Source organism: Massilia psychrophila, assembly GCF_002760665.1.
GTDB lineage: Bacteria > Pseudomonadota > Gammaproteobacteria > Burkholderiales > Burkholderiaceae_D > JAFCUW01.
The window spans coordinates 18352-34626 of the sequence record NZ_PDOB01000016.1 but is presented as its reverse complement, the minus strand read 5'-3'; the positions used below and the strand labels follow the sequence as shown (position 1 = coordinate 34626).

Annotated in this window: 15 protein-coding genes; 8 read left to right on the top strand and 7 right to left on the bottom strand. The window is 64.4% G+C overall.

The genetic code is table 11. The features are described from left to right. Positions 1-8 precede the first annotated feature (8 nt). Entirely contained in the window at positions 9-1736 is a 1728-nt protein-coding gene (locus tag CR103_RS11780; RefSeq protein WP_229443023.1) for a methyl-accepting chemotaxis protein, read from the bottom strand. Between the two features lie 189 nt (positions 1737-1925). On the opposite strand from CR103_RS11780, the gene CR103_RS11775 reads away from it, so the two are divergent. After that, positions 1926-2249 carry a DUF6677 family protein gene (locus CR103_RS11775; RefSeq protein ID WP_099916173.1) on the top strand — a complete coding sequence of 108 codons (324 nt, stop codon included), beginning with the start codon at positions 1926-1928 and terminating at the stop codon, positions 2247-2249. A gap of 5 nt (positions 2250-2254) precedes the next feature. Here the strand turns inward: CR103_RS11775 and CR103_RS11770 are convergent, their stop codons facing one another. Then, positions 2255-3928 (bottom strand): peptide chain release factor 3, encoded by a 1674-nt coding sequence (locus CR103_RS11770; protein ID WP_099916172.1) that lies wholly within the window; start codon positions 3926-3928, stop codon positions 2255-2257. Between the two features lie 220 nt (positions 3929-4148). Here CR103_RS11770 and CR103_RS23380 point away from each other — a divergent pair, with 220 nt between their 5' ends. The 6 genes from CR103_RS23380 to CR103_RS11740 are packed head-to-tail and all read left to right on the top strand — an operon-like array spanning position 4149 to position 11268. Further along, the gene (locus CR103_RS23380; RefSeq protein ID WP_307719702.1) at positions 4149-4565 is read left to right on the top strand and encodes a type IV pilin protein; all 417 of its coding nucleotides are present in this window, start codon (positions 4149-4151) and stop codon (positions 4563-4565) included. After that, the gene (locus CR103_RS11760) at positions 4559-5026 is read left to right on the top strand and encodes a GspH/FimT family pseudopilin (protein ID WP_099916171.1); all 468 of its coding nucleotides are present in this window, start codon (positions 4559-4561) and stop codon (positions 5024-5026) included. Before CR103_RS23380 ends, CR103_RS11760 begins: the two co-directional genes overlap by 7 nt. Continuing rightward, positions 5023-5598, top strand: coding sequence for a type IV pilus modification PilV family protein (locus CR103_RS11755; protein WP_099916230.1), 576 nt, complete (start codon positions 5023-5025; stop codon positions 5596-5598). Before CR103_RS11760 ends, CR103_RS11755 begins: the two co-directional genes overlap by 4 nt. 15 nt (positions 5599-5613) lie before the next feature. Then, positions 5614-6651 (top strand): PilW family protein, encoded by a 1038-nt coding sequence (locus CR103_RS11750; RefSeq protein ID WP_099916170.1) that lies wholly within the window; start codon positions 5614-5616, stop codon positions 6649-6651. Then, positions 6648-7211, top strand: a complete 564-nt coding sequence (locus CR103_RS11745; RefSeq protein ID WP_099916169.1) for a PilX N-terminal domain-containing pilus assembly protein — start codon at positions 6648-6650, stop codon at positions 7209-7211. The genes CR103_RS11750 and CR103_RS11745 overlap by 4 nt, the downstream gene beginning before the upstream one ends. A gap of 34 nt (positions 7212-7245) precedes the next feature. Next, positions 7246-11268, top strand: a complete 4023-nt coding sequence (locus CR103_RS11740; RefSeq protein ID WP_143752583.1) for a PilC/PilY family type IV pilus protein — start codon at positions 7246-7248, stop codon at positions 11266-11268. Between the two features lie 104 nt (positions 11269-11372). Here the strand turns inward: CR103_RS11740 and CR103_RS11735 are convergent, their stop codons facing one another. Continuing rightward, positions 11373-12725 (bottom strand): sensor histidine kinase, encoded by a 1353-nt coding sequence (locus tag CR103_RS11735; RefSeq protein WP_099916167.1) that lies wholly within the window; start codon positions 12723-12725, stop codon positions 11373-11375. An 18-nt stretch (positions 12726-12743) separates the two neighbouring features. Further along, the gene (locus CR103_RS11730) at positions 12744-13409 is read right to left on the bottom strand and encodes a response regulator transcription factor (RefSeq protein ID WP_099916229.1); all 666 of its coding nucleotides are present in this window, start codon (positions 13407-13409) and stop codon (positions 12744-12746) included. 253 nt (positions 13410-13662) lie between these two features. Between CR103_RS11730 and CR103_RS11725 the strand changes: the two genes are divergently transcribed. Next, the gene (locus CR103_RS11725; protein WP_099916166.1) at positions 13663-14469 is read left to right on the top strand and encodes a Crp/Fnr family transcriptional regulator; all 807 of its coding nucleotides are present in this window, start codon (positions 13663-13665) and stop codon (positions 14467-14469) included. A gap of 167 nt (positions 14470-14636) precedes the next feature. Here CR103_RS11725 and CR103_RS11720 read toward each other — a convergent pair whose 3' ends face one another. The 3 genes from CR103_RS11720 to CR103_RS11710 all read right to left on the bottom strand — a co-directional run bounded on the left by CR103_RS11720 (position 14637) and on the right by CR103_RS11710 (position 16231). Continuing rightward, positions 14637-15272 carry a response regulator gene (locus CR103_RS11720; RefSeq protein ID WP_099787743.1) on the bottom strand — a complete coding sequence of 212 codons (636 nt, stop codon included), beginning with the start codon at positions 15270-15272 and terminating at the stop codon, positions 14637-14639. Between the two features lie 177 nt (positions 15273-15449). Next, positions 15450-15875 (bottom strand): MerR family transcriptional regulator, encoded by a 426-nt coding sequence (locus CR103_RS11715; RefSeq protein ID WP_099916165.1) that lies wholly within the window; start codon positions 15873-15875, stop codon positions 15450-15452. Between the two features lie 8 nt (positions 15876-15883). Further along, positions 15884-16231, bottom strand: coding sequence for an integration host factor subunit alpha (locus CR103_RS11710; protein WP_099916228.1), 348 nt, complete (start codon positions 16229-16231; stop codon positions 15884-15886). Positions 16232-16275: the final 44 nt, after the last annotated feature.

Below are 16275 nucleotides of genomic sequence, written 5' to 3'. Positions count from 1 at the left end.
GCCGGTGGCTAGGCCCGCCTCGACGCCAGCCGCAAGTGGTTCTTGCGTCCGCTGGCGCGGTGGCGCAGCGGCGCCAGCGGCAGCAGTGCCGCTTCGTCCAGGTTGAAGCCGGCCACCGCGCGCGCCAGGCCGGCGGCTTGCCGCTGGAGCCTTTCGGCGGCGGCCGCCGCGTCCGTCACCAGCGCCGAATTTTTTTGCGTCATCTGGTCCATCTGGACAATCGCCTGGCTGACCTCGAAGATCCCGCTGGCCTGCTCGGCGCTGGCGTAACTGATCGCGCTGATGATGTCGCCCACCTTTTGCACCGAGGTGGCCAGGTCGGTCATGCTGTGGCCGGCTTCGAGCACCGACGCGCTGCCGCCGTCGATGTCGGCAACCGCCTGGGCGATCAACTCGCGGATCGCGCGCGCGGCCGTGGCCGTTTGCCGCGCCAGCATCCGCACTTGCGACGCCGCCACCGCAAAGCCGGCCCCGTGCTGGCCGGCGTGCGCCGCTTCGACCGCGGCATTGAGCGCCAGCACGCCGGTCTGGCTGGCGATGCTGTCGATCAGGGTGGTGATGTCGACCACTTTGCTTGAACTGCTGCGGATCGACGTCATCAATGCCACCAGGCGTTCGACCGTACCGCTGCCGCGCAGCGCCACGCTCGACGCGTTCTCGGCTAGCCGGTTGGCCGCTTGCGCGTTGCTGGCGGTCTGGCTGATCACCGTCGTCATCTGCTCCATCGTGCAGGCGGCCTGCAGCAGCGAACTGGCCTGCGCCTCGGTGCGCGACGACAGGTCGGCGTTCCCGATCGCCATCTCGCGCGAGGCGGTGTCGATCGAGCGGGCCGACGCCAGGATGCCCTTGAGGGTGGCATTCAGGTTGCGAATGCTGGTGTCGAGCACGCGCGAGGTGTCGGCAATTTCATCGTTGCCGTATTTGCGGGCGCCGACCATCAGGTTGCCGTTGGCCAGGCCGACGGCGGCCTCGCCGATGCCGGTTATTTCGCGCAGCAGCGCCCGCCGCACCGCCATCGTGACTGCCAGCGACAGCACGATCGACAGCGCGATCACCAGCGGCATCAGGATAGAGATGGCGTGGAAGTCGGCGGCGGCGGCGTTTGACGCCTGCTCGCTCAGTTCCTGCTCGAGGCGCGACAGCTGGCCCAGGCGCGCCGACACCACCTCGAATTCCCGCTCGGCTTTCGACATCGCGCTGGCGCTGGTGGAATGGTCGGCCTGCGACAGCTCGATCACGTCGAGAATGGCCTTGACGTAGGTGGCATGCGCGCTCGCGGCCTGCGCGATGAAACGCCGCTCTGCGCTGCCGGCAGCGCTCAGCCCGGCCAGGCTGGCGAAGCGCTGCTTGATGGCGGCGTGGCGTTGATGAATGTCGGCCGCCAGCGCATCGACCCGCGCCCTTGAAAAACTGGCACTGATCCAGGTCAGCAGCTGGTACATCTCGGTGTGTGCCTGATGGGCCGAGGCGACCAGCGCGGCGGTGTCGCGCAAGTGCGCCGCGCGCTGCTGCACGATGACTTCGAGCGACTGGTTCTGGCGCACCATGGCATAGTAGGCGCCACAGGAAAGCACGATCAGCAGCAACAGCACGATTGCGGGCGCGAGCAGAAGTTTGGGGCCGATGCGCAGTCGCGCAAGCATGGTGGAGAGCCGGTTTGCGAGCTTGGAAACGCTGGCATCGAGGGCGCTCTCGCCGGTCCGCAGCAGGTGGGTGATTTTCGACAGGACTGTCACGGAGCTTCCTCACGAATCGATGATCGTTCGCGCCGGCGGGTATGATTGAAACCGCGCTGCCAGCCGGGGTGCGCCTATTACACATCTATTGCGAATTTATTGCCTAAGCGCATGGGAGAATTTACCCCGACGGTGCTGCCGCGACTTGCGCCCGCGCAAACTGCAGGTCCATACAAAAAAAGGAGTCGAATGAATCGTTCGGTCAAAGCGGCATTGATTTCGGCACTGGTATTCCCCGGTGCCGGCCACCTCTATCTCAAGCGCGGCGCGCGCGCCTGCCTGTTCCTGGTGCCTACCCTGGTGTTGGTGGTGGTGTTCCTGAACGACGCGATGGAGCAGGCCACCGAGATTGCCGGACAGATCATGGCCGGCACGATGAGCGCCGACCCGGTGGCGATGGCGGCCCGCCTCGAGCAGCAAGGCGGATCGACGCTGGCGACGGTGGCCGCAACGGTGATAATTGCGTGTTGGATCGGCGCCACGGTGGACGCCTACCTGCTAGGTCGGACCTAGTCGAATTACCCCAGCTTGGCGGCGTGCTCGCGGGTGGCGTGGAATGTCAGCTTCGGCCAGCGCTCTTCGGTCAGGCGCAGGTTGACGTTGGAGGTGGCGAGGTAGGCTAGGTTGCCGGCCGCGTCGTAGGCGACGTTGTGGCCGAGCGCCGCTTCGAAATCGGCCAGCACCCGCTTGTCGTCGCCGCTGACCCAGCGCGCGCTGCTGATGCTCGCACCCTCAAATACGGCGTCGACGCCGTATTCGTTCAGCAACCGGCTGGCGACGACTTCGAACTGCAGCACGCCGACCGCGCCCAGGATCAGTTCGCCGCCCTGCACCGGCTTGAACACCTGCACCGCGCCTTCTTCGCCGAGCTGTTGCAGGCCTTTGTGGAGCTGCTTGATTTTCAGCGGGTTACGGATCCGCACCGAGCGGAAGAAGTCTGGCGCAAAATACGGAATGCCGGTAAACGTCAGCATCTCGCCTTCCGAGAAGCTGTCGCCGATCTGCATGTTGCCGTGGTTCGGCAGGCCGATGATGTCGCCGGCGAAGGCTTCCTCGACCTGCTCGCGCGACGACGCCATGAACGTCACCACCGATGACACCTTGATTTCGCGCCCGAGGCGCAGGTGCTTGACCTTCATGCCGCGCTCGAAGCGCCCCGAGCACACGCGCAGAAAAGCGATGCGGTCGCGGTGGGCCGGGTCCATATTGGCCTGGATCTTGAAGACGAAGCCGGTGAACGGCTGCTCGTTCGGCGCCACCACGCGCACCGTGGCGTCGCGCTCGCGCGGGGCCGGCGCCCAGTCGACCAGCGCGGACAGGATTTCGCGCACGCCGAAGTTGTTGATCGCCGAGCCGAAAAACACCGGGGTCTGGATGCCGGCCAGGAAGCGTTCGAGGTCGAACGGATGCGAGGCGCCGTGCACCAGCTCCACTTCGTTTTTCAGCTGCTCGATCTCGAGCGGGAACATCGCGGCCAGGCGCGGGTTGTCGATGCCCTTGACGATCTCGAAGGCGCCGTCGGCCTTTTCCTCGCCTGCCTTGAACAGCATGATCTCGTCGCGCAGCAGATGGTACACGCCGCGAAAATTTTTGCCCATGCCGATCGGCCAGGTCACCGGCGCGCACTCGATTTTCAGCACCGATTCTAGTTCGTCGAGCAGTTCGAGCGGATCGCGCGTTTCGCGGTCCATCTTGTTCATGAAGGTGACGATCGGCGTGTTGCGCATGCGGCAAACGGCCAGCAGCTTGATGGTCTGCGCCTCGACGCCCTTGGCCGCGTCGATCACCATCAGCGCCGAGTCGACCGCGGTCAGGACCCGGTAGGTGTCTTCCGAAAAGTCCTGGTGGCCCGGCGTGTCGAGCAGGTTGATGACGTGGTCGCGGTGTTCGAACTGCATCACCGAGCTGGCCACGGAAATGCCGCGCTGCTTCTCGATTTCCATCCAGTCGGACGTCGCGTGACGCCCGCTCTTCCTGGCCTTGACGGTGCCAGCCATCTGGATCGCGCCCGAAAACAGCAACAACTTTTCGGTCAGCGTGGTCTTGCCCGCATCCGGGTGGGAAATGATGCCGAAAGTGCGGCGGCGCGCCACTTCACGGGCAATCACGGCAGGCAGCTTGCCGGCGGCGACTTCGCCGCTATCGCTGCTGTCAAGGTGGTCGGAAGTCGGTAACGCTTGTTCGATGGACATAGTCTAGGCCGTAGGGTGGCAGATTGCGAAAAACCCTCGATTTTACCGAGTGTTGCGTCGATTGTGTGAACTGATTGGACAAAGCGGACTGGGCTTTGATGCCGGAATTTGCATTTGGAACGACTTTGTCAGCGGTTTGTCAGCATTTCTTCAGGGAAATGAAAGCATATTCATTTATACTGGGCAACATTCCCGCAGTGCATCCAACCGAGAGGCTCTCATGATCCGCACCAGCATGCCGTATGCCGCAGCGCGCCGGGCCGCTGGCTTCAGCCTGATCGAACTCATGGTGACGGTGGCCATTGTCGGCATCCTGGCCGCAGTCGCCTATCCGGCGTACGGGAACTACCTGGCCAGGGGTCACCGCGCCGCTGCCCAGGCCCAGATGCTGGCAATGGCGCTGGCCCAGAGCCAGTACCTGGCCGACAGCCGTGGCTATGCAGCCACCCCGACGACGCTGGGCATGGTGCCGCCTGCCGAAGTGTCGGCCAGGTACACCATCAGCATCGCCGTCGTCGATGGCCCGCCGCCAACCTACACCATCACCGCCACGCCTGTCGCAGGCACCAGCCAGGCCGCCGACGGCGTGCTTTCCATCGACAGCGCCGGCACCAAATTGCCGACTTCGACATGGTAAGCGCGCGCCGCGCCGCCGGTTTTACGCTGCCCGAGTTGATGGCGGTGCTGGCCATTATCGCTGTGCTCAGTGCGATGGCGGCGCCGTCGTTCGGCAGCATGATCGCCGCGCAACGCACCAAGGGCGCCGCCAGCGACTTGTTTACCGCGCTGACGCGGACGCGCAGCGAAGCTATCAAGCGCAACACGGAAGTGTCGCTGACCCCGGCCAGTACCGGCTGGCAGGGCGGCTGGCACATCCCGAATCCGGCCGATACCGGCAACCTGCTGGACGACCATGGGCCGCTGACAGCGCTCACCGTGAGCGGCCCGGCCAGCGTGGTGTACCTGGCCAACGGCCGCCTCAAGGGCGCCACCCTGCCTTCTTTTGAGCTTGCCGCCGGCGACACGACGGCGCGCTGCATCAAGATCGACCTGAGCGGGCGGCCGTTCCAGACCGCGACAGCTTGCGCGGCACCATGACCATCCTCACCCTCCCCCGCCAGCGCGGCACTTCGCTGCTCGAAGTGCTGATCACCATGGTGCTGGTGGCCTTCGGCCTGCTCGGCATCGCCGCTTTCCAGGCCAAGGCCCAGGTTGGGTCGATCGAAGCGTATCAGCGCGCCCAGGCCGTGCTGCTGCTGGAAGACCTGCAGTCGCGCATCAGTGGCAATTCCGGCCAGGCCAACGCCTACCTTACGACCACCGCGCTTGGCACCGGCGACGCGCTGCCGCTTGACTGCGGCAGCGTCGCCGCCGGCAGCACGCGCGACTTGTGCGAGTGGAGCGCCGCCCTGAAGGGCGCGTCGGAGGTAAAGGCGGGCGCCATGATCGGCGCCATGATCGGCGCGCGCGGCTGCGTGTCGCAGGTCCAGGCCAAGGACGACAGCCCCGGCGTCTGCCGCCACGCCATCTACCTGGTGACAGTGGCCTGGCAAGGCATGCATCCGACCATCGCGCCGGCCTTCGCCTGCGGGCGCGACGCCTACGGCGCCGATACCAACCGCCGCGCCATTTCGGTGCGCGTCGCGGTCGGCCTGCCCAACTGCATCTAACCGAGCTGCCGCCCCATGCACATTCACCGACTCCGGCCGCGCGCCTGGCGTACCCAGCGCGGCTTCACGCTGGCCGAACTGATGATCTCCGTCACCCTTGGGCTGATGATCCTGGCCGGCATGACCACCCTGTTCGTCAACAACACCCGCGCCCAGGGCGAAATCGAGAAGGCCAACCGCCAGGTCGAGAACGGCCGCTTCGCCGTCTCGTTAATGACGGGCGACCTGCGCAACGCCGGCTTCTATGGCGAGTTCGATCCGCAGGCGATTGACACGCCGGCGGCGCTGCCAGATCCCTGCGCGCTGACGGTAGCGGCACTGAAGGGAGCGCTGCCACTGCACGTGCAAGGGGTCGACAACGTTGGCACCGCCAACGTGCCGGGCTGCATCGACGACGTGCGGGCCGGCACCGACGTGCTGGTGGTGCGCCATACCCGCACCTGCGTTGTGGGCGAGGGCAATTGCGAGCCGGCCAGCGCCGGCGGCCCGTTCTTCCAGGCGTCGTTGTGTAACAACCCCAACGAGCTCGATTCGGGCGACGTCAACGACCATTACGCGCTCGCCCTGACGACCGGGGGGATGACGCGCCACAGGCGCGACTGCACCCAGACCGCCGGCAGCGGCACACCGGCGCCGACGAGGGTCTACGAGACACATATTTATTTCGTCGCCAACAACGGCAATCCCGGCGACGGCATCCCGACCCTCAAACGCGCCGAGCTGGGCACTGTCGCCGGCGCGCTCGGCATGACCGTCGTGCCGCTGGTCGAAGGGATCGAGAACCTGCAGATCGACTATGGCATCGACACCGGCAGCGACGGTGTCCCCGACGTCTACGGGGCCGCCCCCGAGACGCCCGGCAACTGGCGCAACACGGTGGCGGTCAAGCTTTACCTCCTGGCGCGCAACCACACGCCGAGCCAGGGCTATACCGACACCAAGTCTTATCAGCTGGGCGCCAACACGGTGGCGGCAGCCGGTGACCATTACAAGCGGCACGTGTTCCAGGCAGTCGTCAACCTGCCCAATCCGGCCGGAAGAAAGCTGCCATGAAGATGCTGCACCGCCAACAAGGCGTCACGCTGGTCGTTGCGCTGATCATGCTGGTGCTGCTGACCCTGCTCGCGTTGACCAGCTTCAACGTCAGCAAATCGAACCTTCAAGTGGTCAGCAACATGCAGCAGCGCGATGAAGCGATCGCCGCGGCGCGCGAAGTGATCGAGGAAACCATCAGCAGCACGCGATTTTTTGAAACCCCGAACAATGTGCTGGCCGATTCATGCGGCGCCCCCAACCAGCGCTGCATCGACACCAACGGCGACGGCAGGTCCGATGTGACGGTGGCGTTGACCCCGCCCCCAAGCTGCGTCAAGGCGCAGTCGATCAAGAGCACCGAACTGGATGTCACCATCGACGATGACGCCGGCTGCACCATCGGCACCCCGCAGATCTTTGGCGTCGCCGGCGCCGTGACGGGCAATTCGGAGTGCGCCAACAGCATCTGGGAGGTGACGGCCGTGGCCACCGACCCCACCACCCAGGCAGCGGTCACCGTCACCCAGGGCATCGCGGTACGCGTGGCGAAAGACGACGTCGCCACCAATTGCCATTGATTTTTCCGTGAAAATGTCCGTGAAAGAGAACGCCATGAAACGCAGCACCGGCTCGAAACTGATGGCGCTGTCGCTGTGCGCCAGCCTGGGGGGCACGCCAATCATGGCAGCGGCCGACGACATCGACATCTTCACCGGCGCTTCGGCCGGCGCGGCGATCAACCCGCGCATCCTGATCGTGCTCGACAACACGTCGAACTGGTCGCGCCAGAGCCAGAAATGGCCGAACGGCGACTCCCAGGGGCAATCCGAGGCGCACGCCATCAAGACCGTACTGCAGGACCTCGACAGCACCGTCAACCTCGGCCTGATGGAGTTCGTCACCGGCGGCAACGCCAACCAGGACGGCGGGTTCATCCGCTCGGCGGTGAAACCGATGGCGGCGGCCAACAAGACCGCGTTCAACAACCAGCTCACGACCATTTACAACAACGTCAACAGCCCGGACGAGAAGCGCAACTCGAATACGCCGTACGGCAACCTGATGTACGACGCCTACAATTATTTTGCCGGTGAAAATTCGCTCAATCCCAGCGCGGTCGTCGCCAGCAAGGCCGACCCCGCCGGCTACACCAGCGCCTTTGCCCGCTTTGCCAGCCCGTTGACGGCCGACAATACGTGCGGGCGCAGCTTCGTCATTTTCATCGGCAACCCGAATTCCAGCGGTCCCTCCGCCGACAGCGCGGCCAACACCGCCGCGCTAACCGCGCTGACCAACAACCGCTCGGCCACAGGGGCGCTGCTGCCGGTCACCCAGCTCGGTCTGCCCAACTTCAGCAGCCAGAGCGTGGCCACCGACAGCACCGTCGGCGTTACCGGCGCCTGTTACGCCACCCCGGCCGCCGCCAGCGCCGGCATCACCCCGTTCGCCGCCGACTGCGCCACCTATACCGATGGCTGCAAGATCGGCCCGGCGGCGGTCAACGGTGGCCCGATTGCCTGCCCGGCCGGCACCCGCACCTATTCCGTGGTGCAGTCGGCGTTCACGCCGGCCAGCGGCGGCACCAGCAGCACCGGCACTGCAGTCATCACCAGCGCCCCGAGCACCGGCTATTACAACGCCGCCACCGAGGTGCCGGCAAGCGACCACGGCAGCTTGAACTGCCCGGCCAGCAGCGGCAACACGACCTATGCCTGTACGTATACGGTCGGCGCCGCGATCGGCAGCAACAGCCCGGTCAGCTCTAGCGCCCCGACCAACGCCTGCTACAGCGGGGTCGGCACCGGCAACAACAACTGGACCCCAGGCACCTCCACTGACCGCGGCGGCCTGACCTGCCCAGCCAATAACAGCTGCACCTATGCCGGCGTGTTGAGCACCGACGCCACCGGCTGCAACGGGCAGCGCAAAAAAGTCACCGTCACCCAGACCTCTACACCGAAGCGCCAGTTCACCATCAACCAGCGCGCAGTGCCGACCACCGTCACCACTGGCAGCGGTGGCACGCCGGCCTCCACCGCCACCAACCTGCTCGGCAAGACGGAACAATGCTATGCATCGCCGCCGGCCAGCACCACCGATTTTGCCGCGTCGTGCACCGGTACCAATATCAGCTGCAGCTACGGCAATGCGCCGACCGCCACGTCGATGGATAGCTGCCCGGCCGACACCAGCGTCTACAACGTGATCGGCACCAACACCGTGCTGACCAACGTGCCGACCGGCACCAGCAGCACCGACACCGCGCCGCGCAACGCCGACGAGTGGGCGCGCCTGATGCATGACAAGGGTATCCCGGTGCCCGGCACCACCATCCGGCCACCGGTGACGACCTATACCATCGACGTCTACAACGCCCAGCCGGACGCGACCCAGACGTCGCTCCTGATGAGCATGGCCAAGGCCGGCGGCGGCAAGTACTTCGCCGCCAAGAACGAACAGGCGATTGTCGACGCGATCAAGCAGATCATTGTAGAGATCCAGGCGGTCAACACCAGCTTTGCCTCGACCAGCCTGCCGGTCAACGCAACGAACCGCTCGCAGAACGAAAACCAGGTGTTCATCGGCATGTTCCGGCCCGACGCCGATGCCAAACCGCGCTGGTTCGGCAACCTCAAGCGTTATCAACTGGTTTCCGCCGGCGCCAACATCGAACTCGGCGACGTCGAAGGCAAAATCGCGGTCAACACGCTGACCGGCTTCGTCACCCCGTGCGCCCAGAGTTACTGGAGCGGCGACAGCGGCAGCTACTGGGGCGGGATGGGACTCAATCCCGATCCGGCCGGCACTTGTACGCTAGGCGTGATTACCAATCCAGCCAACCCGACCGGCCCTAAGGTTGCCGTCAGCAGGTATTCGGATGCGCCGGACGGCCCGCTGGTGGAAAAAGGCGCCGCCGCCCAGGTGCTGCGCCAAGGTAACGTCGGCGGCGCCAGCGGCGCCAGCATTAGCCACGCGGTCAATCGCAACATGATCACGCTGAGCGGCACCAGCTTCACCAGCTTCGACACCGCCAGTTCGGGACTCGACGCCAGCGTGGTCAAGTTCATCCGCGGCGAAGACGTCAACAACGAGAAAGGCACGGGCGATCTCACCTCGGCCCGGCCATCGATCCACGGCGACGTGATCCACTCGCGCCCGCTCCCGGTCAACTACGGCGGCACACGTGGGGTGACGGTGTATTACGGCGCCAACGACGGCACATTGCACGCGGTGAATGCCGAAACCGGGGTCGAACGCTGGTCGTTCGTCGCCCCCGAGTTTTTCGGGCGGCTCGCGCGGCTCAAAACCAACAGCCCGCTGGTGAACTACCCGGGACTGTCCGACGCGATTTCGCCGCCGCCGGCTCCAAAAGACTATTTTTTCGACGGCTCGACCGGTCTCTACCAGAACGCCGACAGTTCGCAGGTGTGGATCTATCCGAGCATGCGGCGCGGCGGGCGCATGATCTACGGCATCGACGCCACCAATCCGGCGCTGCCGCGTTTCATGTGGAAAGCCGGCTGCCCCAATCTCGGTAACGATACCGGCTGCACCACCGGCATGAGCGACATCGGCCAGACCTGGTCGACCCCCAACGTCGCCTTCCTGCGCGGCTACCCGGGCAAGCCGGTGGTGGTGGTCGGCGGCGGCTACGATGCCTGCGAGGATGCCAACAGCAGTACGCCTGCCTGCAGCGGCCGCAAGGGCGGCATGATTTATGTGCTCGACGGTGAAACCGGCGCCGTACTGCGCAGCTTCGCCACCGATCGCGCCGTCGCCGCCGACGTCGCGCTGGTCGACATCGACAATGACGGCAAGCCCGACTACGCCTATGCGGCCGACACCGGCGGCGGCGTATACCGGATCAGTTTTATCAAGAGCGCACTCACCAAGGAAGCAGGCACAGCTGCGGAATGGAGTTTCCGCAAGATTGCCTACACCACCGGCGGCGGACGCAAGTTCCTGTTCGCGCCGGCGCTGCTGGCGGCCCAGGGCAAGGTCTACGTCGCCCTCGGCAGCGGCGACCGCGAACATCCTTTGCAGTCGCAATACCCGTATGCCGACGTGGTCAACCGCTTCTATGTCTACAAAGACGACCTGTCGGCGCCCGCGCTGACGCTGGCGACGGACATGGACACGATGGAAAACTACACCGCCGCAAGCAGTTGCACCACCACGCCGGTGCTGCCGGCTTCGAACCTGTCCGGCTGGTTCATGGACCTGAACCAGTACGGCCAGGGCGAACAGGTGGTCACTTCGGCGCTGATCGCCAGCGGCATGGTGACCTTCAGCACCAACCGGCCGATTGCCCCAAGCGCCGGCACCTGTTCCAGCTCGCTCGGCCAGGCCCGCGGCTACTGGGTCAACCTGTTCAACGCTTCGGGTGCGATCAATGTCGCCGGCGCCTGTGGTGGCGGGCGCTCGTCGGTCTTTGTCGGTGGCGGTCTGCCCCCTTCGCCGGTGTTGGCGTCAGGCGTACCGATCGACGGCAAGTCGGTGTCGGTGGTGATCGGCGCGGTGCAAAAAGGCGGCGCCTCGGCAGCCGGCACCAGCGTGGCGATCAGCCCGCAGCGGATCCGCCCAACCAACCAGCCCAAGCGCAAACGGGCCTACACGTACGTGTCGGGGGAATGAACGGGTCACGCTGACCGGGTCATGTTCGAAACAACGGCTCCCGGACTGTCCAAAAAACCATGCCGGCACTGCCGCGCATGGTTTTTTGGTTGCCGCGGCCGCGCTCAGGCCAGAAAGCGCACCCGGAACAGCGCGCCGCTGCCATCCTTGCCGGCATCGACCGTGATGCGGGCACGGTGCGCCAGCGCGATGTCGCGCACGATCGCCAGCCCGAGTCCGCTGCCGGTGGTCTTGTCGTCGAGCCGCACAAAGCGGTTGAAAACCCGTTCGCGCTCGGCGCTGGCGATGCCGGGACCGGAATCCTCAACCTCGAGTACGCCGAACTGGCCGTCGTGCAGGCAGCGCACCGTCACCGCGCCACCGGCCGCCGTGTAGCGCAGCGCGTTGTCGACCAGGTTGTCGATCAGGTCGCGCAGCAGGAAACGGTCGCCGGCGATGGCAAGCGGCGCCAGCTCGAAACCGAGGTCGATGCCTTTCCTGAGGGCCTGGTCGACGAAATGCTGGATCGACTCGGCCACCAGCGCCCCCAGGTCGAGCGTTTCAAGGCGGGTTTTTTCAAAGTGGCTGGGCTCGGCGCGCGCCAGTGCCAGCAGCTGGTTGGTCTGGCGGATCATCCGTTCGTTCGATTGCAGCATCAGGCCGATCGAGTGGCCGCTGCCGGCGTCGCCCGGATGGCGCGCCGCCAGCCATTCGAGTTGCAGCTTGATACCGGCCAGCGGCGTGCGCAGCTGGTGCGCGACATTGGCGAGAAAGTCATGCCGGGCTTGCCCGCCGGCCTGCAGCTTGACCAGCAGGTCGTCGAACGCGCGCACCACCGGCGCCAGTTCGTACGGCACGTCGTGCTCGCCGATAGGCGCCAGGTCGTCGCCGTCGCGCGCGTTCAGGTTAGCGCGCAGCCGCGCCAAAGGCTGCAGGGCGCCGGTCACCGAAAACCACACCAGGCCGGCCAATATCAAGGTAAACAGGGCTTCGAGCAGCAGCATCGCGCGCACCGTGTCGCCACCCACCTGGCGCCGCTTGCGCAGCGTCTTGGCGACACCGGCGACGGCGCCGCCAGGGGTGCTGTCGACTTTTAGCGCCATCACCCGCACCGGCTCGCCCCGCATGAGCGCGTCGTAGGCGCCGGCGCCGGGGCGCAGCGGCGGGAAGTCGGCGTCGCCGGCCAGCAAGCGGGTGCCCGCGCTGCCATCGCGCACTGCAAAATAGACGGCGTCGACCGGATCGGCGCGCAGCGCCCGCTCGGCCTGCGGCGGCAAATCGATGCCGGTCCGGCCACCCGGTCCGGCCGCGCCGTGCAGCCGCGCCAACAGGCTGGCCGCGGCGTCGCCGAGGCTTTGGTCGAAGGCCAGCTGGACCGGACTCCACGCCAGCAAATAAATCAGGCTGGCGCCGGCCAGGTTGACCAGCAGGATCGGTCCGATCAGCCATTTCAGCAGGCGTACACGGATACTGGTCATGAAGTGATCATTTACCGGTCACGCTGCCCGTTCGAGCATGTAGCCGAAGCCGCGGATGGTGCGGATGGCGACGCCGGCGTCGTCGATCTTCAGGCGCAGGCGCGACACGTAGACTTCCACCGCGTTTTGCGTCAGGTCGTCGCCCCACGGCAGGATGGCGTCGATGATCTGCTGCTTCGACACCACCCGCCCGCCGTTGGCGAGCAGGTATTCGAGCACCGCCCATTCGCGCACCGACAGCTCGATCACGCGCTCCCTGATGCGGGCGCGCTTGGACGCGCTGTCGAGTGTCAGGTCGCCCAGGCTGAGAACGGTCGGTTTGGGGGTGTTGCGGCGCGCGAGCGCCCGAACGCGCGCCACCAGCTCGGCGGTAGCAAACGGCTTGACCAGGTAGTCGTCAGCGCCGATCTCGAGCCCGCGCACACGGTCTTCAACGGCATCGCGCGCCGTCAGCAGCAGCACTGGCATGGCGCTGCCACGCGCGCGCAGGCGGCGCACCACTTCGAAGCCGTCGATGCCGGGCAGGCCGATATCGATCACGGCGACTGCCGCCTCGGAATGCTGCAGCACCTGGTCGGCCACGCTGCCATTGCCGAGCACTTCGACACGCATGCCGTGGCCTTCCAGAATTCGGCAGAGACCGTCTACCAGGACGGCATCGTCTTCGACCAGTAATACATGCATGTGGGTGAACCCCGGTTGCAAGAAATTGTCCATTATGCGGTGTTTTGGTTCGAGTCGAGGAAAACCCTTGGAAATTGGGCAAATGCTCCCAGTAGGACTAGACCTACAAATCTCTATGCATCGGGCCTACACGGGGGCGACTGCTAATCTTATGTTCGCCAACAGACGAAACCATTAATCTTCACACATCGCGAATCGGCACCCGTACAACAAGCCGCCACGCTCCTGATGCATAGAGATAATGAGGATAAATATGAATAGCACTCAACTTGTTACCACGCAAAAAGCGCAAACGGTAAATCAAATTCCTGGCAACGCACGGGAATTAAAAGTTGCGTCCAAACCCATCGTCAGTTACAGCGGTACTCAGCAGAATGAATTGCTGGCCGCCTTGCCGCGCCACGACCTGGAGACGCTGTTCGAACACCTCGAACTGGTTCCCCTGCCGTTTGGCAAGGAATTGTTCGAATACGGTAGCAAGCTCGAGAACGTGTACTTCCCAACCACCGCCATTGTTTCCTTGTTATATGTGATGGAAGATGGTGCCACCACAGAAATCGCGGTAATCGGCCATGAAGGCGTCGTCGGCATGTCGCTGTTTATGGGCGAGCGCGCCATGTGCAGTGCCGTCGTGCAGAGCGCTGGTTACGGCTACCGTCTCAAGACCCAGTTTTTGCGTGATGCCTTCAACCAGGGCGGCGCCCTGCCCCAGTTACTGATGCGCTATACCAACGCGCTGTTCGCCCAGATGGCGCAAAACGCGGTCGGCGGACGCCACAGCTCGATCGAGCAGAAACTGTGCCGCTGGCTGCTCGACCGCCTCGACCGTTCGCCATCGAACGAATTGAAGGTGACCCAGGAACTGATTTCGATCATGCTGGGCGTGCGGCGCGAATCGATCACCGCGGCAGCCGGCAAGCTGCAGGACGATGGCTTGATCCAATACCGCCGCGGCAATATCACCGTCATCGACCGTCAAGGTCTCGAGCAGTACGCGGGGGAGTGCTACAAGGTGGCAAAGACGGAATATGACCGCCTGCTGGAAGACGTGGCACGGTAGTTGTAACAACTAAGTGATAACGCGGCGTCGATAACGGCGCCGTTTCACCCGCAGCGGCGATTTTCCTGTTTCATCAGGGTAGTCGCCGCCTTGTTGTATATACCGCCAATATGTGCGCGGGGGCGCACTGGCAGGCGCCTGTGCCGCCATACTGGCCTGCCATAACGCTAATCGAGCAAATTGTTCTTCATCGCATAATAGGTCAGGTCGCTATTCGACTGCAGGCCCATCTTTTCCATGATGCGGGTGCGGTAGGTCGACACCGTCTTGATCGACAGCGACAAGGCGACGCCGATGTCGGATACGGTAGCCCCTTTTGCCAGCCGCAGGAAAACCTGGAACTCGCGGTCTGACAATTCTGTGTGCAAGGCGGTATTCGGATCGCGGTCGAAACTTTGCGCCAGCAGTTCGCCGACGGTCGAGGACACGTAACGGCGGCCTTGGAACACGGTGCGCACGGCGGTTTTGAGTTCGTCCGCTTCGCATTCCTTGTTCAGGTAGCCGTTGGCACCCATCTTGAACAAATTCAGCGCGTACTGCTGCGCGGGATAGCCGGACAGGATCAGCACCGGCAGGTTTGGCTGACCCTGGCGGATGGTACGCAGGATATCGATGCCGCTTTGATCCGGCATGGCGATATCGAGCAGCAGCACGTCGCAGATTTCGCGGCGTGCGATGTCGAGGGCTTCGCGTCCTGTTGCGCCTTCGGCGACGACCGTGAAGTCATCGCCAGACGTCGAAAAAATCTGCTTGAAACCTGCTCGTACAATTTGGTGATCGTCACAAATGGCAACGCGTATCATTGTCTTTCCTTAATTTTTCCTGGCACAGGAAAGAGCCGAAGCGAACCCCACGCCCGGTACTGCGCATGCGTTGGTCGGCTACACTACCATAATAATATTCTATCACCCCGAGGGCCAATCCAACAGGTGCCACAAACGGCCGCGGTGGATTGAACCCTGTCGGCGCGTGGCGTCGGACTAGGCGCCCTGCTGCAACAACGTCAGGATAGCCATCAGTTCGCTGCGAAGCATCGCGTTGCCGGGGTACTCGCCGCTGGCGCCAGTGCCTTCGCCAGCCGGTTGGACGTCCCCGCCGCCAACGCCCTGGGCCGGCATGGCTTCGCCGCTACGGCTGTCGAGCTTGTTACGCGCGCCGCTGATGGTAAAGCCCTGCTCGTACAACAGCTCGCGGATTCGGCGGATCAGCAACACTTCGTGGTGCTGGTAGTAGCGCCGGTTCCCACGTCGTTTGACCGGCTTAAGTTGCGTAAATTCCTGCTCCCAGTAGCGCAACACGTGCGGCTTGACCCCGCACAATTCACTGACTTCACCGATGGTGAAGTAGCGCTTGGCAGGAATCGGCGGCAGCACGATCAAATCGGTCTTGCTCGGGCGATCGTTCATGATGTATTTCAGGCCGCTTTTGCCAGCGGACTGGTCGCCTCGACCATGGCTTTAAGCTTCTGGCTTGCATGGAACGTCACCACGCGGCGCGCGGTGATGGGAATTTCTTCGCCGGTCTTTGGATTGCGGCCCGGGCGCTGCGGCTTGTCGCGCAGCTGGAAATTGCCGAAGCCGGACAGCTTGACCGCTTCGCCGCGTTCGAGCGCATTGCGGATTTCGTCGAAAAAAGTTTCGACCATGTCCTTCGCTTCGCGCTTGTTCAGCCCGACCTGCTCGAACAAAAGTTCGGCCAGCTCGGCCTTGGTGAGGGTCGGCAAGTCTTTCTCGGCCTGCTGGCGCACCTTGGCAACCAGCATGGCGCGATGCAGGTCGGCCGCCAATGCCGATTGGAGTACGGCCG

Bases quoted from the DNA above. Each gene is read 5' to 3' on its own strand.
- CR103_RS11710 (WP_099916228.1), bottom strand. From the start codon at position 16,231: ATGCTGGTTGCCAAGGTGCGCCAGCAGGCCGAGAAAGACTTGCCGACC.
- CR103_RS23380 (WP_307719702.1), top strand. From the start codon at position 4,149: ATGATCCGCACCAGCATGCCGTATGCCGCAGCGCGCCGGGCCGCTGGC.
- CR103_RS11725 (WP_099916166.1), top strand. From the start codon at position 13,663: ATGAATAGCACTCAACTTGTTACCACGCAAAAAGCGCAAACGGTAAAT.
- CR103_RS11760 (WP_099916171.1), top strand. From the start codon at position 4,559: ATGGTAAGCGCGCGCCGCGCCGCCGGTTTTACGCTGCCCGAGTTGATG.
- CR103_RS11750 (WP_099916170.1), top strand. From the start codon at position 5,614: ATGCACATTCACCGACTCCGGCCGCGCGCCTGGCGTACCCAGCGCGGC.
- CR103_RS11755 (WP_099916230.1), top strand. From the start codon at position 5,023: ATGACCATCCTCACCCTCCCCCGCCAGCGCGGCACTTCGCTGCTCGAA.
- CR103_RS11720 (WP_099787743.1), bottom strand. From the start codon at position 15,272: ATGATACGCGTTGCCATTTGTGACGATCACCAAATTGTACGAGCAGGT.
- CR103_RS11770 (WP_099916172.1), bottom strand. From the start codon at position 3,928: ATGTCCATCGAACAAGCGTTACCGACTTCCGACCACCTTGACAGCAGC.
- CR103_RS11740 (WP_143752583.1), top strand. From the start codon at position 7,246: ATGAAACGCAGCACCGGCTCGAAACTGATGGCGCTGTCGCTGTGCGCC.
- CR103_RS11735 (WP_099916167.1), bottom strand. From the start codon at position 12,725: ATGACCAGTATCCGTGTACGCCTGCTGAAATGGCTGATCGGACCGATC.
- CR103_RS11730 (WP_099916229.1), bottom strand. From the start codon at position 13,409: ATGCATGTATTACTGGTCGAAGACGATGCCGTCCTGGTAGACGGTCTC.
- CR103_RS11715 (WP_099916165.1), bottom strand. From the start codon at position 15,875: ATGAACGATCGCCCGAGCAAGACCGATTTGATCGTGCTGCCGCCGATT.
- CR103_RS11775 (WP_099916173.1), top strand. From the start codon at position 1,926: ATGAATCGTTCGGTCAAAGCGGCATTGATTTCGGCACTGGTATTCCCC.
- CR103_RS11745 (WP_099916169.1), top strand. From the start codon at position 6,648: ATGAAGATGCTGCACCGCCAACAAGGCGTCACGCTGGTCGTTGCGCTG.